At 68.0% G+C, this 14,707-nt stretch carries 12 protein-coding genes and 1 tRNA gene; 8 read left to right on the top strand and 5 right to left on the bottom strand.

Annotation, left to right across the window (positions count from 1 at the left end):
* Positions 1-5: 5 nt before the first annotated feature.
* Positions 6-758, top strand: a complete 753-nt coding sequence (locus tag ACN2C8_RS17125) for a creatininase family protein (RefSeq protein WP_419253236.1) — start codon at positions 6-8, stop codon at positions 756-758.
* 47 nt (positions 759-805) lie between these two features.
* On the opposite strand, the gene ACN2C8_RS17120 is transcribed toward ACN2C8_RS17125, so the two are convergent.
* From ACN2C8_RS17120 to tsaD, 5 genes are all read right to left on the bottom strand, one after another.
* Positions 806-2,608, bottom strand: a complete 1,803-nt coding sequence (locus ACN2C8_RS17120; RefSeq protein ID WP_419253235.1) for a methyl-accepting chemotaxis protein — start codon at positions 2,606-2,608, stop codon at positions 806-808.
* A gap of 110 nt (positions 2,609-2,718) precedes the next feature.
* Complete coding sequence (locus ACN2C8_RS17115; protein WP_419253234.1) at positions 2,719-3,084, bottom strand: Rieske (2Fe-2S) protein; 366 nt, start codon at positions 3,082-3,084, stop codon at positions 2,719-2,721.
* 9 nt (positions 3,085-3,093) lie between these two features.
* Positions 3,094-3,375 carry a YciI family protein gene (locus tag ACN2C8_RS17110; protein WP_419253233.1) on the bottom strand — a complete coding sequence of 94 codons (282 nt, stop codon included), beginning with the start codon at positions 3,373-3,375 and terminating at the stop codon, positions 3,094-3,096.
* 12 nt (positions 3,376-3,387) lie between these two features.
* Entirely contained in the window at positions 3,388-4,386 is a 999-nt protein-coding gene (locus ACN2C8_RS17105) for an NAD(P)H-dependent glycerol-3-phosphate dehydrogenase (protein WP_419253232.1), read from the bottom strand.
* On the bottom strand, positions 4,383-5,486 hold the full coding sequence (tsaD, locus tag ACN2C8_RS17100; protein WP_419253231.1) for a tRNA (adenosine(37)-N6)-threonylcarbamoyltransferase complex transferase subunit TsaD: 1,104 nt from the start codon (positions 5,484-5,486) through the stop codon (positions 4,383-4,385). The genes ACN2C8_RS17105 and tsaD overlap by 4 nt, the downstream gene beginning before the upstream one ends.
* A gap of 73 nt (positions 5,487-5,559) precedes the next feature.
* On the opposite strand from tsaD, the gene hemC reads away from it, so the two are divergent.
* The 7 genes from hemC to ACN2C8_RS17065 all read left to right on the top strand — a co-directional run bounded on the left by hemC (position 5,560) and on the right by ACN2C8_RS17065 (position 14,699).
* A complete protein-coding gene (gene hemC / locus ACN2C8_RS17095) occupies positions 5,560-6,516 on the top strand; it encodes a hydroxymethylbilane synthase (protein WP_419253230.1) in 957 nt (318 codons plus the stop codon).
* Between the two features lie 3 nt (positions 6,517-6,519).
* Positions 6,520-7,215 carry a uroporphyrinogen-III synthase gene (locus tag ACN2C8_RS17090; protein ID WP_419253229.1) on the top strand — a complete coding sequence of 232 codons (696 nt, stop codon included), beginning with the start codon at positions 6,520-6,522 and terminating at the stop codon, positions 7,213-7,215.
* 42 nt (positions 7,216-7,257) lie between these two features.
* A complete protein-coding gene (locus ACN2C8_RS17085) occupies positions 7,258-8,139 on the top strand; it encodes a COG4223 family protein (protein WP_419253228.1) in 882 nt (293 codons plus the stop codon).
* Positions 8,136-9,671, top strand: coding sequence for a heme biosynthesis protein HemY (locus ACN2C8_RS17080; RefSeq protein WP_419253227.1), 1,536 nt, complete (start codon positions 8,136-8,138; stop codon positions 9,669-9,671). Before ACN2C8_RS17085 ends, ACN2C8_RS17080 begins: the two co-directional genes overlap by 4 nt.
* Positions 9,672-9,712: 41 nt before the next feature.
* Positions 9,713-9,788, top strand: a tRNA-Thr gene (locus ACN2C8_RS17075).
* A gap of 1,333 nt (positions 9,789-11,121) precedes the next feature.
* A complete protein-coding gene (locus ACN2C8_RS17070; protein ID WP_419253226.1) occupies positions 11,122-12,417 on the top strand; it encodes an outer membrane beta-barrel protein in 1,296 nt (431 codons plus the stop codon).
* Between the two features lie 62 nt (positions 12,418-12,479).
* On the top strand, positions 12,480-14,699 hold the full coding sequence (locus ACN2C8_RS17065; RefSeq protein WP_419253225.1) for a GumC family protein: 2,220 nt from the start codon (positions 12,480-12,482) through the stop codon (positions 14,697-14,699).
* Positions 14,700-14,707 lie beyond the last annotated feature (8 nt).

Below are 14,707 nucleotides of genomic sequence, written 5' to 3'. Positions count from 1 at the left end.
CCCTCATGCTGCTCGCCTTCTCCACCTGGTCCGAGATCGAGACCTTCCTGCAGACGTCCAAGACCGTTGTCGTGCCTATCGGCTCCAACGAACAACACGGCCCCACGGGCCTTCTGGGTACTGACTGGCTGTGCCCGGAGATCATCTCGCACGAGGCCCAGAAACAGTCCGACACGGTGCTCGTGGCCCCAACTTTCAATATCGGCATGGCCCAGCACCATCTGGCCTTTCCGGGCACGATCTCGCTGCGGCCCTCGACCTTTATCGCCGCGATCGGCGACTGGGTGCGGTCGCTTGGCGCGCATGGCTTTGAGCGGATCTATTTCCTCAACGGCCATGGCGGCAATGTCGCCTCGATCGAGGCGGCGTTCTCGGAGCTCTATGCCGACTACAGCTTCCGCGGCGCGCGGGCGCCGTTCGCCCTGAAGCTGAAGAACTGGTGGGACCTGGCCGGCGTCAACGCCCTGGCCAACCGCCAATTCCCGGTGGGTCACGGCAGCCATGCGACGCCGTCCGAGATCGCGGTGACCCAATGGGCCTATCCGGAAACCATCAAGACCACGGCCTATGAGCCCAAGATCGCGCCCACCGGCCCGATCCGCGAGGCCCTGGACTTCCGGGCGCGTTTTCCCGACGGCCGCATGGGCTCGGACCCGGCGCTGGCCACCCCGGAAAAGGGCGGTGAGCTGGTGGCGATGGCGGCCAAGTCGCTGATCGAGGATCTGGCGGCGTTTTCGGCGGAGAAGGCTCCGCAATAGAGCGCCTCATCCCGGACGGCCTGAAAGGCCGATCCGGGATGGTGTTGTCAGGCCGCCCGCCGCTGGGCGACGCGGCTATCGGCGATCCGCAATTCACCCATGCGCTCGGCCAGACGTGTGGCCTCTTGAGCCAGGGCGTGGCTGGCGGCGGTGGTCTCCTCGACCATGGCCGCGTTCTGCTGGGTGACCTGGTCCATCTGGTTCATGGTCGTATTGACCTCGGCCAGGCCACGGGCCTGTTCCTGGGCAGAGGCCGCCATGGCGCTGACCAGGGAATCGATCTGGTCGACCTCGTCGGCAATGGCGCGCAGGGCCTCGCCGGCCTTGCCGACATATTCGACCCCCTGGCCGACCTCGACCGCGCTGGTGGCGATCAAGATCTTGATCTGCTTGGCCGCATCGGCCGAGCGCTGGGCCAGGGCCCGGACTTCCTGGGCGACAACGGCGAAGCCGCGACCGGCCTCGCCGGCCCTGGCGGCCTCGACCCCGGCGTTCAGGGCCAGAAGATTGGTCTGGAAGGCGATCTCGTCGATCACGCCGATGATCTGGCCGATCTGGCTGGATGACTTTTCAATCGCGCCCATGGCGTTGACCGCCTGATCCACGACCGCGCCGCTGTTACCGGCAGCAGTGCGGGCCTGTTCGACCACCTTGCGGACCCGATTGGCCCCTTCGGCGGTCTGGCGCACCGTGCTGGTGATCTCGTCAAGGGCAGCGGCGGCCTCTTCGAGGCTGGCGGCCTGATGCTCGGTGCGGCGCGACAGGTCGTCCGCGGCCTCGGTGATCTCGGCGGTGCCGCCATGGATCATTGAAACCCCTTCCAGCGAAGCGGCGATCACGCCCGACAACTTGTCGACGGCAGCGTTGTAGTCGATGCGCAGGCGCTCATAGCCTTCGGGGAAGCGCTGATCGATGCGATGCGAGAGATTGCCGTCGGCCAACTGCCGCAGGGCGTCACCCAGATTGCCGACGACGGCGTTCTGGGCCTCGTCCTCTGCCGCGCGGCGGGCTTCGGTCGCGCACCGTTCGGCTTCCAGGGCCTCGCGGACATCGGAGGCTTCGAGTTCCCACTGGCGGGCCTCGACAGCGTCGCGGAAGACCTGGACGGCGGTGGCCATCTCACCGATCTCGTCCTTTCGCCCCATCTTGGGCAGGGCAGCCGAAAAATCGCCTGCCGCCAGTCGCCCCAGGCAGCGGGTGATCTCGGAGAGGGGCGCGATCAGGACCCGCTGCGCGGCGAGGATCAAGCCCACCGCCAAGGCCACGGCGGAAAGCAGCAGGGCCCCCATTAGGATCTGGCCCCAGACGCCCAGGCGTCGGGCCGTTTCGGCATCACGGGTGGCGGCCGCCTCAATCTTCTCGGAGGCCTGCTCCATCTTGTCTTCAAGGGTTGCGAACTGGTTGTTGAAATCCGGCAGTAGGCCACGCGCGGCGATAGGATCTGTATCAGCGATGGCGATCAGGCCCGAGGCGGCGGCGATATAGGCGCCCAGTGGGGCCTCGACGTCCTTCAGGGCGGCCTCGATCGCCGGATCATGCGCAAGCTGTTCTGCGGTCTTGATATCCTCTTCGAAGGCCGCGACATGCTCGGCGAGGTCGGCGCGAACGGCCTTGATGTCGAACCCAAGGGCCGGGTCGCTGGACATGATAGCCCCGCCGACATCGCCACGCAGGGCGTCGTGCATCATGTCGGCGTGCATGTGCAGGCGCAGGATGCGAGAGGACGTGGAGGCGCGTTCCAGGGCCTTGTCGAGGCTGAACGCCACCCCAAGCCCGGTGGCTGCTGTCGCCGCACAGAGCAGGGCCGCGCCGCCGCAGGCTCCGATGATCTTCTGGCCCAGTGACGCCATCTGCCCGTCTCTCCCATCAGAAATCGCTTCCGCAGGGTCAGATCATGGCGACGACATGTCTAACGGGTCTTAACTCTACCGTGGCGGCGCGGCGACAAAACGTCGCGCGGTCAGGTAGTACGCACCTCGCCCGCCTGGATCCTTACCGGCCAAGGCGTCAGGATCTGGCCCGGGCAGGGACCGGCGAGGCAGACGCCGTCTTCGATGCGGAACAGGGCCGCATGGCCGCCGCACAGGATCAGGTCGTTGTCGCGGGTCAGATATCGACCGGCGAAGCCCGCCATGGGCCAGCCGGCATGCGGACAGCTGTCGACATAGCCGAACACCGTCTCACCCTGTCGGACGACAAAGCCGGCGAACATCGCCTCGCCGTCACGAAACCTGAAGCCCCGGGCGCCGGGCGAGGGGATCTCGTCCAGGGCGCAGAGCAGGGTTCCGGCGGCCGGGCGAGCCCTGTTGTCGGGGTCGGCTTGCACGCTGAGCCGCTACAACTCGCCGATCGCCAGGCGCCAGGGACGGACCTCGACGCTCTCGAACACGCCGGCGGCGGTAAAGGGGTCGTTGTCAGCCTGGGCCTGGGCGGCGGCCAGGTCGTCGGCCTCGACGATCAGCAGCGAGCCCACCGGATTGCCGTCCTCGCCCTGCAGGGCGCCGGCCAGCTTCAGGCCGGTCGACGTCTTCAGATAGTCGAGATGGGCGGGGCGGGTGGCCAGACGCGTCTCGAGGGCGCCGGGCTTGTCCGTGCAGGTGATGGCGAAGAGGGGCATGGGACGGTCCTGTCAGGCTTCGGATTTCAGGGGACGGGACAGCAGTCCCGCGATGGCAGCGTCGACCTGCGCCTCGCCCGCCAGGATGGCGGCGACGGCCTGGCAGATCGGCATCTCGACCCCCAGGCGTGCAGCAAGGTCGCGAACGGCCGGGGCCGAGGCGACGCCTTCGGCCACCGACAGCTTGCCGGCCAGGGCTTGCGCCAAGGTCATGCCGCTACCCAGGGCCAGGCCGACGCTCATGTTGCGCGATTGCGGGCTGGAGCAGGTCAGGACCAGGTCGCCCAGGCCGCACAGGCCGGCCACGGTCTCGGCCTTGGCCCCCAGGGCCATAGCCAGACGCGTCAGTTCGGCGAAGCCCCGGGTAATCAGGGCGGCGTGGGCGCTGCGGCCAAGACCTTTGCCCTCGACGATGCCGCAGGCGATGGCCAGCACGTTTTTGACCGCCCCGCCGGCCTCGGCCCCGATCATGTCGGCGGCGATATAGGGGCGGAAGGTGGGGGTGGCGATGGCCTCGGCGATGGCGCGGCCCAGCGCTTCGTCCTCGCAGGCCAGTGTGACGGCGGTCGGCAGGTTGCGGGCCACCTCGCCAGCGAAGCTTGGCCCCGACAGCACGGCCAGAGGCGCGCCCGGCAGGGCCTCGGCGGCGACCTCGGTCATCAGTTTCAGCGTGCCCTGCTCGACGCCCTTGGCGCACAGCACCACCGGAACGCCGTGGCGCAGGTGCGGAGCCAAGGCCTTGAGAGCCGAGCGCAGGTGCTGGGCCGGGGCGACGGCCAGGATCAGGTCGCAGGACGCCAGGCTGGCCATGTCGGCGATGGCGGCGATCTCGGGTTCGAGGGCGACGCCGGGCAGGAACAGGCTGTTCTCGCGCTTGGCCGCGATGCTTTCGACGACCTCGGCCTCGCGGGCCTGCAGCGTGACCTGCAGACCGGCCCGGGCGCAGACCTGGGCCAGGGCGGTGCCCCAGGCGCCCGCGCCGATGACGCCGGCGTGTCTGAACGTGGTCATGCCTTGGCTCCCTTGCGACCGAAACTGTTGCTCGGATTGGATAACGCCGCCGCCTCGTCCAGGGGCCAACGCGGACGGGCGACGGCGTCGAGATCGTCTGAAATCCCCAAAGCCAGCCGCTCGGCGCCGGCCAGGGCGATCATCGCGGCGTTGTCGGTGCAATAGACCAGCGGCGGGGCGTCGAACGAATAGCCGTTGTCGTCGCAGTTCCTGCGTAGCGCCGCCTTGACCGCGCCATTGGCCGCGACGCCGCCGGCCACCACGAAGCGCAGCGGCTGATCGGGATGGCTCGCTTTGTAAAGCTTCATCGCCCGGTCGGTGCGTTCCGACAGCTGACGGGCGATGGCGGCCTGCACAGCGGCGGCCAGATCGGCGCGCGATTGCGCGTCGGTGATCTTCTCGGCCTGGCGTGCCGCAGCAGTTTTCAGGCCCGAGAACGAGAAGTCGCAATCCTTGCGGCCCAACAGGGCGCGCGGCAGCTTGAACTTGGAGCCGTCGCCGGTGGCGGCGAGCTTCTCCAGCGCCGGACCGCCCGGATAGGGCAGGCCCAGGGACTTGGCGATCTTGTCGAAAGCCTCGCCGGCCGCATCGTCGATGGTGGTGCCCAGGCGGGTGCAGGCCCCGACACCGGCGACCTCCAGCAACTGGCAGTGGCCGCCCGAGACCAGCAGCAGCAGGAAGGGATAGGGAATGTCGGCCCCCAGCCGGGCCGAGACCGCATGGCCCTCCAGATGATTGACCGCCACCAGGGGTATGTTGCGGGCCAGGGCCACGGCCTTGCCGAAGGCCAGCCCGACCATCACGCCGCCCACCAGGCCGGGACCGGCCGTGGCGGCGACGCCGTCGATCTGATCGAAGCCGATGCCGGCCGCGCGCATGGCCTCGGCGGTGATGGCGTCGATCGCCTCGACATGGGCGCGGGCGGCGATCTCGGGCACGACGCCGCCGAACGGGGCGTGTTGTTCGAACTGGGTGCCGATGATCGAGGACAGCACCGCGACCGTTCCGTCGTCCGCGCGGCGCACGACCGAGGCCGCGGTCTCGTCGCAGCTGGTCTCCAGGCCAAGGATCGTCAGGCCGCGGGTCGTGGAATTTGGCATTCGGTTGCGGGGTTCCCGCCGCTCCTGTAGCAGCGATGGCTTCAATCTTGTCTCCGCAGGTAACGTTCAGACCGTGTCCCGGCAACCTCCCATCCGTATTGGCGCCCGTGGCTCCAAGCTGTCCCTGGCCCAGTCCGGTCTCATGCAGGCGCGGATCGCCGCCGCGCTCGGCGGGTCGCCCGGTGAGGAAGAGGCCTATGCGCCCCTGATCCCGATCGTCACCACCGGCGACCGCATCCAGGATCGCCGCCTGATGGAGATCGGCGGCAAGGGCCTGTTCACCAAGGAAATCGAGGAAGCCCTGCTGGACGGCCGCATCGACTGCGCCATCCACTCGCTGAAGGACATGCCGGCCGAACTGCCGCCGGGCCTGATCCTGGCGGCTACGCCCGAGCGCGAGGACCCCCGCGACGCCTTTATCAGCCACCTCTGCGATCGACTGGAAGACCTGCCGCACGGCGCGCGCCTGGGCACGGCGTCTTTGCGTCGTCAGGCCCAGGCCCTGCATGTGCGCCCAGACCTTGAGATCGTCATGCTGCGCGGCAATGTCGACACCCGCCTGGCCAAACTGGAACGCGGCGAGGCCGACGCCATCCTGCTGGCGCAATCGGGCCTGAACCGTCTTGGCCTGGGCCACCTGCCCAAGAGCTGGCTCGACCCGATCGCCTGTCCGCCGGCGCCGGGCCAGGGGGCCCTGGTCATCGAGACGCGCCTTGAAGATGTGAACGCCGGCTGGCTCGACGCCGTCCGCTGCCGTCCCACCACGATCTGCGTCTCCGCCGAGCGCGGCGCGCTCTTCGCCCTCGAGGGCTCTTGCCGCACCGCCATCGGCGCCTACGCCGTCCTGGATGGCCAGCGTCTGTCGATGATCGTCGAGGCCCTGACGCCCGACGGCGTGCAGCGGTTTCGGCGCGAGGGCGAGGTCACGCTCGATGGGGCCGACGATGTCGCGGCCGCTCGTGCGCTGGGCCTGGCTCTGGGCGCGGCCGTGCGGGCCGAGGGCGGCGACGCCCTGATCCTGCCGGACTAGGCGATGCGCAGGGGCGGCACGGTCTGGATCACCCGCGCCCGCCCCGGCGCCGAGGCGACCGCCCGCCGCGTCGAGGCCCTGGGCTATGAGGCGCTCGTCGATCCCCTGCTGGAGATCCGGTTTCTCGCGCCGGCAGTGGACCTAGCCGGTATCGGGGCGCTCGCCTTCACCAGCGCCAACGGCGTCGAGGCCTTCGCGCGCCTGACCTCCGCGCGCGACCTTCCGGTGTTCGCCGTGGGCGATGCGACAGCCCGCGCGGCCCGGGCGGCGGGGTTCGCCGAACCTTTCAGCGCCGACGGCGATGTCGAGGCGCTGGCCGCGCTGATCGCGCGAACCTGCCCAGGCCCTGTTCTGGCGGTCGGCGCCCGCGAGCCCGCCGCTGACCTGCCGGCGCTGCTGACCCGTGCGGGGGTCGTGGCGCGGAGTCTGGCTGTCTATGCCGCGATCGACCGCCCGCCCGCGCCGGAGACCCTGGGGCAACTGGCCGGGCTCGAGGCCGTGCTGCTGCAGTCTCCCCGCGCCGCGCGAGGGCTGGCCGATCTTCTCCACCATGCGCCCGCGCCCGCTCTCCAGGCCCTGTGCCTGTCGCCGGCCGTGGCGCAACCGCTGCTGGCGGCGCACCGCGCGGGCCGCATAGGCTCTGTGGCCTTTGCGCCTCGACCCCGTGAATCTGACCTGCTCAATCTGCTTGGGCGATAGCTGCACATTGCGCGGCGGTGCGGCGTGGGGCACGAATGGGATATGAACGCCGCTCCAGATCCCGCTGAAATCATCACGCCCAGCGATCCCGCGCTGTACGCCCGCCGCCGCCCGCTGCTGGGCGCAGGCTTCTGGGCGATGATCGCCCTATGCGTGTCCTGCGTGATCCTGGGCGCCATGGTCACCCGGTACGGGCCGACCTGGTTTCCCGTGAAGGGTTCCGCCGACAGCCAGATTCGCGTCACGCCCAGCGTCACGCCGCCGTCCGCGCGCTTGCCGGTCGGCTCGCCGCTTCCGGTCGAGACCGCCGCGCCGACCCTGGCGGGCGCCGCCGTCGAGATCGAACGCCTCGAGGCCCGTCTCGCCGCTCTGGAAGCCGGCCAGAAGGGGGTCCTGGACGCCGCTGCGGCTTCGCTGGCCGCCGCCTCCCTGGCGGACGCGGCCCAGACCTCGGGCCCGTTCGATGAGGAGCTGGCCAGTCTTGGCCGCGTGTTGCCAATGTCGCCCGACCTGCGGGCCCTGTCTCGCCTGGCCCAGACGGGCGCTCCGACCCGAGCCGGTCTGGCCGCTGAATTCGAAACCCTGGCCGGCCGCGCTGCGACCGCCGCCCGTGATCCGGGCCAGGAGGCCGGCCTGCTGGCCCGCATTCGCTACGCTCTGGCCGGCATCGTCTCGATCCGTCAGGTCAGTTCGACGGGCGGAACGACGCCCGACGCCAAGCTGGCGCGCGCCCAGCGCCTGCTGGATGAGGGCGATGTCGAGAGCGCGATCCGGACGCTGGACACGCTTCCCGATCCGGCGCGTCTGGTCCTGGCCCCCTGGCTGGCTTCGGCCGAGCGCCGTGTCGAGGTCGATCGCCACGTGTCCGCCATCCGCGCCGATGCCCTGGCCGCCCTGGCCCAGGTTTCGCGGGCCGCGCCATGATCCGCGCGTCCTTCATCCTGTTCCTGGTGGCGGCGGTCGCCGTCGCGAGTCTGGCCCTGATGGGTGAGCCCGGCCGCGCCCATCTCGACTGGATGGGCTGGCGGGTCGAGATGACCGCCGCTGCGGCCGCGCTGCTCACCCTGTTTTCCGCGCTGCTGGCCACCATTCTGTGGCGCGGCCTGATCTGGGTGGTCGAGGCCCCGCGCCGCGCCGCGCGCGCCCGCGCGGAAAGCAAGCGCCAGCAGGGTGTCGAGGCTCTGTCGCGCGGCTTCCTCGCCGTGGCCGCAGGCGACGGCTCCGAGGCCCGAAGGCTGGCGCAGAAGGCGGCGGACCTCGCCGAGGACACGCCCGCCCTTGTGCGCGTGCTGGCTGCCCAGGCGGCCGAGGCCGCCGGCGACCATGTGGCCGCCAAGGCCGCCTACAACGCCATGCTGGGCTTCCCGGAGATGCGGCTGGCCGGCCTGCGCGGCCTGATGCAGACCGCCCTGGCCGAGGGCGACAGGCAGACCGCCGTGCGCCACGCCGAAACCGCCTTCGGCCTGGCCCGCACCGCGCGCTGGGCCTGGCGGGCTCTGCTGGAATCCCGGCTCGAGGCGGGCGACTGGGCGTCGGCGCTGGATCTGGCCCAGGCCGCCCTGGACCGCAAGATCGTGCCGCCCGTCGTCGCCGAACGGGCGCGCGCCGCCCTTCTGGCCGCCTCGGCCGCCAGCCTTGAAGGCTCTGACGATCCGCGCAAGCGCAGCCAGGCGCTCGATTTCGCGCTCCAGGCCGTCAAGCTCAAGCCTGACTTCGCGCCAGGCGCGGTGATGGCGGCACGCCTTCTGACCGCCGATGGCAAGGTCGCCAAGGCCGGGCAACTGATCGAAACCGCCTGGAAGAGCGCGCCGCATCCTGCCCTCTGGCTCGCCTATCGCGATCTGAAGACCAGCGAGACGCCCAAGGTCCGGGCCGGGCGTCTGGCCGCCCTTGCTGCGATGAAGCCCGATGCCCGCGAGAGCCGCATCCTGCGGGTCGAGAGCGGCCTGGTGGGCGGCGATCCCGTCGCCGCGCGCGCTGCAGCCCGTCTGCTCGATGACGAGGCCCCGACGGCCCGCTTTGCCGGCCTGATGGCCCGTGTCGCCTTCGCCAATGGCGAGGCCGACGAGGCCCGGGCCTGGATTGCCCGCGGCCGCGCTGCGCCGCAGGAGCCGGACTGGTCCGATCTCGACCCTGAAGGTCGCGCTTTCGCCTATGGCCGCGAGGACTGGGCCCGTCTGGTCGTCAGCTTCGCCGAGACCGGCGAGTTGATCCATCCGCGCCATGAACGCCGTGAGCGGACCATGAGCGACCTGCCCGAACTGCCTTCGGCCTATGTAGAATCGACGCCGTTCGTCCGCGCGGCCGAGGTCGGCGGTCCTCTGATGCCGATCCCGGACGATCCCGGCGTCTTCGACGTCACGCCGCTTTCCGAGCCTTCCGGCGAGGGTCCGGCGCCGCGTCGCAACACAGTCTCACGTAGACGCTTGGCAAGCGGCCCGCGCGCCGCTAAATAGTCGCCTCCTCGCGCCGGGGCCTCGTCTCCAACGCGCTGTGGGCCGCTTTAGCTCAGCTGGTAGAGCACATCATTCGTAATGATGGGGTCAGGTGTTCGAGTCACCTAAGCGGCACCATTCTCGCCTCCCGCCGGCCGGCGCCGGGTCCGGCGCTGGTTGTGAAACGCCCAATGTGCGCCGCAATGGCCCCTGAACTGCGTGCTGCATGTGCGTTGCGTTGAGTCGTCGCGACTCTTTCGGGGTCAGGCTTGAGCGCAGGGTTAATTGTCACGAAAGACTGCTACCCGGACCGCAATAAGGGGTTGATCTCGTGCTGTTGGCCGCAACTGTCATCCTGGGCTTTATAGCCCTTCTGATCTGGCCCAGCATTGAGCGCCCCCTGCTGCGGGCTCTGCGGCAACTCAAGCGTCGCCGGCCGTGACTCGGGTCGCGTCCCCCGCCAGGCCGCCAAATCTGTGGCAATTATGTCGCTCGGGCGCCCGATAATATTCGCAAGGCCCGTGGATCTCGCCTGATGCGTGAATAATCGGAGCGGTTGAGCCTCTTGTTGTGCGGTTTCGCACAGCGGAGTCTTCGTGCTTCGCCGACGATGTGACCGCAAGTGCTGATTTCCGCTCATAAAAAAGGCTGGCTGGCTGCAGATGCACGCATCTTTGGCCGTCTCGCCCTAGACTTGCAAAAAGTTGCTGGAGCTCTGTTCGCTCTTGCAGTATAGATTTTTTAACCAGTATAGGTTTTTCAAATCTTAACCGATTTTTTTTGGAAGGTCGCCATGTCAACGCGTCTCACGAGCGCCATTGTGCTGGGTCTGGCGATCATCGCCGGCCCGATGGGTGGGGCTTCGGCCTGGGCTCAAACCCCGCCCGCCGCATCCGCCCCGACGCCAGCCCAGCTTCAGGCAACCATTGCCGCCGCTGCTAAGGCTGCCGCCGCAGATCCGACTTTCAGCACGAAGACCGCGGTCCAAAAGTTGGCCGCTATTCAAGCGGCGGTTGCTGCCGCGCTGTCAGCGACGGGCGCCCCGGCTGCGGCGATTGCCACCGCTCTTGTGGCGGCAGTTTCCTCCAACACGATCAGCGCAAGCGTTGCTGTGGCCGTTGCAATCAGCGCTGCTCCCCAGTTGGCGGCAACTGTAGCTGCTGCGCCGGTCGTCGCGACCGGGCTTGCTAGTGCGGGCGTCACTACGACCGCGACGGCGTCAACGGCGTCGTCGGCTGCGGCTGTCAGCGTTTTGACGAACCTTTTGGCTGCTGCTTCGCCCGCGCCGGACGCGGGTGCGGCCCCAGCTGCTACCGTTGTGGTGCCACCGGCTTTTGATCCTTGTGCCGGCGTTGTCGCCGCCTACTGCGGCTAAGTTAAGGGAGGGCGAGCCGGTCTCGCCCTCTTTGCTATGTGTTTGTGTTTGGATCTGACAGGCGTTTTTAGGCGCCTTGAGGTGGGGATGTACGATATGCGAATTCTGACGACGGCGGCCGTAGCGGCCGCGCTCATGGCGGCGGTTCCCGCCGTTTCCGTGGCCCAGGATCTGGGCTCGAACTTCAAGCGCGACAAGAACACCAGTGTTCGTCAGCGCCCCCGTCCCGACTATGAAGCCGTCGGCATGAAGGCGGGCGGTTTCACGCTGTATCCGCGCGTGACCGTCGAGGCCGTGAATGACGACAACATCTACGCCGTTGCGGCGGGCGAGCAGTCCGACGTCATCTGGAAGGTCAAGCCGGAAGTGGCGGCCCGCTCGAACTGGTCGCGCAACGCCCTGGGCGCTTTCGCCTCGGCTTCAGTGAACCGCTATGCGGACTTCGACACCGAAAACAGCGAGGAATACACCCTCGGCCTGAACGGTCGCCTCGATGTCGAGCGTGGGACCTACATCTCCGCTTCGGCCCAATGGCAGAACCTGGTCGAGCCCCGTTCGGCGATCACCGCCGGTACGCCCGCCGGCGCGACGGCAAAGCCGGTCGAGTATTACCTGTGGTCGGAAAGCCTGACCGCCGTGAAGGAATTCAACCGCCTTCGCCTGACCGGCAAGCTGGACGCCAAGAAGTTCGACTATGACGACCAGGGCGGCCGGTTCGACCAAAACACCCGCGATCGCGACGAATTCTACTATGGCGGCAAGGCCGAATACGCCCTGAGCCCCGACACGGCGATCTTCGCCTCGGTAGTCGGCAACACCAAGTCATACGACGTCGACACCCTGGGCCGCCTGGCTTCGCCGGGTGTTCCCGCAATCGCCACTAACCGTGCGCGCGATTCCGAGGGCTATGTCGCCACGGTCGGCGCCAACTTCGATCTGTCGCAATCCATCCGCGGTGAAGTCGAAGCCGGCTACATGGAACAGACCTACGACAACTATGTCGATATTGATGGCTTCAACGCCAAGGGTCGCGTCGAATGGTTCCCCACCGAGCTGACCACGCTGAATGTCGCCGCTTCGCGCTCTATCGAAGACTCGGTGGCGAGCGGAGCTGCTGGTTACATCGCCAACAGCGCCTCGGTCGGCATTGACCACGAACTGATGCGAAATGTCCTGCTCTCGGCCTCGGCCACCTATGGCAAGGATAGCTATGCGATCATCGATCGTGACGACAAGCGCACGAGCTTCAACGCCACGGGCACCTATCTGCTGAACCGTAATGTCGGTCTGTTTCTGACCTACAGCTACCTGAAGCAGGACTCGGCCGGCGCCGCAAAGGCCTCGTCGTTCTCGGACAACAAGATCGCCGCCTCTGTCGCTCTTCAGTTCTAGCTTACCCTTCTCACTGTAGAAGGACTTTCTAGGTCCGAGCAGGGCCCCCATTGAGAGTACCCATGGACGGCTCTTCCTTCGACACCCAACACGCTCCGGCGCCTAGCGCCGGAGCGATGTCTTTTGATCTGAACATCGCGATCGCCACCTTCCGCCGCCGGCTGCGCCTTTTTGCGGCGGTCGCCCTGGCGGTGTTCGTGGCGGTGCTGCTCTACACCCTTCAGGAAACGCCGCGTTACACGGCGACCGCCCAGGTCATGCTGGACGTCCGCAAGGAGCAGGTTGCCGACATGAGCGCCGTTCTGTCGGGTCTGCCGGCGGATTCCTCGGTGGTCGACACCGAGGTGGAGGTCCTGAAATCCAGGTCCCTGGCTGCGCGCGTGGTCAAGCAGCTGAAGCTGACGCAGGATCCTTACTTCAATCCCAATGCCCCCGGCGCCAAGGGCGTTGGGTCGTGGCTGCCCTGGGTCAAGACGGTGGTCGCTCCGACCGCCATCGTCGGCTCCGTCGAGGCTCAGCGCCAGCAGGAAAAGGTCGTCGACAACCTGCTTCAGGGCCTGAAGGTTCGCCGGTCTGGCCTGACCTATCTGATCTCGGTCGAGTACACCCACACCAATCCCGAAGAGTCGGCCAAGATCGCCAACGCCTTCGCCGACCTCTATCTGACCGAACAACTCGAGGCCAAGTTCGACGCCACGGCCAAGGCCAACGAATGGCTCGACACTCGTGTCGCCGAGCTGCGCGACCAGCTGCAGGTGGCCGAGGCCGCCGTTCAGCAATACAAGATCGCCAACAATCTGATGAGCGCCGAGGGCGCGACCCTGACCGAGCAGGAGATCTCGGGCCTGAACCAGCAGCTGGCTTCGGCCCGCGCCCAGCAGGCCGAGTCCGACGCCCGCCTGAACATCGCCCGCAACCAGCTGGCCCGCGGCAGCACCGGCGAGGACGTCGGCGAGTCGCTGAACTCGCCTGTCGTTCAGCAACTGCGCAAGCAGCGCGCCGAGCAGAGCGCCAAGGTGGCAGACATGAGCGGCCGCTATGGCGACCGTCACCCTGACCTGCTCAAGGCCAAACGCGAACTGACGGACATCGACGGCCAGATCCAGGCCGAAATCCGCCGCATCATCTCCAACCTGGAAGCCCAGGCCCAGGTGGCGCGTCAACGCACGGGCTCGATGGCCGGCAGCGTGTCGGCATCGCGGGGCGCCCTGGCGGGCAACAACCGCGCAAGCATCCGGTTGAACGAACTGGAGCGCAAGGCCGAGTCCGTCCGCACCCTCTATGAGTCCCTGCTGGCCCGCTTCAAGCAGACCTCCAGCAGCCAGGGCATCGAGCAAGCCGACGCCCGCGTTGTGTCACGCGCCAAGATCCCAACGGCCCCCAGCTATCCCAAGCCTTCGTTGAACCTGGCCCTGGGCCTGGTTCTGGCCCTGGGCGCTGGCGCGGCGTCTGTGGTGCTGGCCGAGATCCTGATGGCGGGCATCTTCACCGAAGACGAGGTCGAGCGCCGTATCGGCCTGCCGTATCTGGGGTCGATCCCGCTGCTGAGCTCGGCGATCGATGACGCCAAGCTGGCGCGGGACTTGAGTCCGCCCGACTACTTGCTGGCCAAGCCGCTTTCGACCTTCGCCGAAAGCTTCCGCAAGCTGCGGGCGGCCATCCTGTATTCGAAGGTCGGCGAGGCTGTGAAAGTCATCGCGGTCACCTCGTCCCTGCCGGGCGAGGGCAAGACCACGACGACCTTCTCCCTCGCCCGCACCTTGGCCACCTCGGGCGCCAACGTGATCATCGTGGACTGCGATCTGCGTCAGAGCGCCATCAACCGCTTCCTGCCGGAAGTTCCGTCCCTGGGTCTCCTCGAGGTTCTGAACGGTGTCTGCACCCTTGATCAGGCTTTGATCTCCGATCCGAGCGGCGCCAAGGTCCTGGCTCTGACCAAGTCGGCCTACACGCCGCGCGACGTCCTAGGCTCGCCCGCCATGCTGCGTTTGCTGGGTGAACTGCGCAATCGCTTCGACGTGGTGCTGCTCGACACCGCGCCGCTGCTGGCCATTGCCGACACTCGCATCCTGGCGCCGCATACCGACGCCGTGGTCATGCTGGCGCGCTGGAAGAAGACCCCGGTCAAGGCCATCACCGCGGCCATCGGCCTGCTGCAGGGCCGAGGCGTCTTCCTGGCGGGTCTGGCCCTGACCCAGGTCGATCTGAAGGCCCAGACGCGCTACGGCTACGGCGGCGCCGACTACTATTACAAGAGCTACCGTAAGTACTATGCCGACTAGGACGCGGG

The sequence above is a fragment of the Caulobacter sp. ErkDOM-C genome, assembly GCF_048541825.1.
In the GTDB taxonomy this organism is placed as follows: domain Bacteria; phylum Pseudomonadota; class Alphaproteobacteria; order Caulobacterales; family Caulobacteraceae; genus Caulobacter.
Note: the sequence above shows the minus strand (reverse complement) of the source record. Positions and strands in the feature narration are given on the sequence as shown.

Bases quoted from the DNA above. Each gene is read 5' to 3' on its own strand.
- ACN2C8_RS17125 (WP_419253236.1), top strand. From the start codon at position 6: ATGCTGCTCGCCTTCTCCACCTGGTCCGAGATCGAGACCTTCCTGCAG.
- ACN2C8_RS17120 (WP_419253235.1), bottom strand. From the start codon at position 2,608: ATGGCGTCACTGGGCCAGAAGATCATCGGAGCCTGCGGCGGCGCGGCC.
- ACN2C8_RS17110 (WP_419253233.1), bottom strand. From the start codon at position 3,375: ATGCCCCTCTTCGCCATCACCTGCACGGACAAGCCCGGCGCCCTCGAG.
- ACN2C8_RS17105 (WP_419253232.1), bottom strand. From the start codon at position 4,386: ATGACCACGTTCAGACACGCCGGCGTCATCGGCGCGGGCGCCTGGGGC.
- tsaD (WP_419253231.1), bottom strand. From the start codon at position 5,486: ATGCCAAATTCCACGACCCGCGGCCTGACGATCCTTGGCCTGGAGACC.
- ACN2C8_RS17090 (WP_419253229.1), top strand. From the start codon at position 6,520: ATGCGCAGGGGCGGCACGGTCTGGATCACCCGCGCCCGCCCCGGCGCC.
- ACN2C8_RS17085 (WP_419253228.1), top strand. From the start codon at position 7,258: ATGAACGCCGCTCCAGATCCCGCTGAAATCATCACGCCCAGCGATCCC.
- ACN2C8_RS17080 (WP_419253227.1), top strand. From the start codon at position 8,136: ATGATCCGCGCGTCCTTCATCCTGTTCCTGGTGGCGGCGGTCGCCGTC.
- ACN2C8_RS17070 (WP_419253226.1), top strand. From the start codon at position 11,122: ATGCGAATTCTGACGACGGCGGCCGTAGCGGCCGCGCTCATGGCGGCG.
- ACN2C8_RS17065 (WP_419253225.1), top strand. From the start codon at position 12,480: ATGGACGGCTCTTCCTTCGACACCCAACACGCTCCGGCGCCTAGCGCC.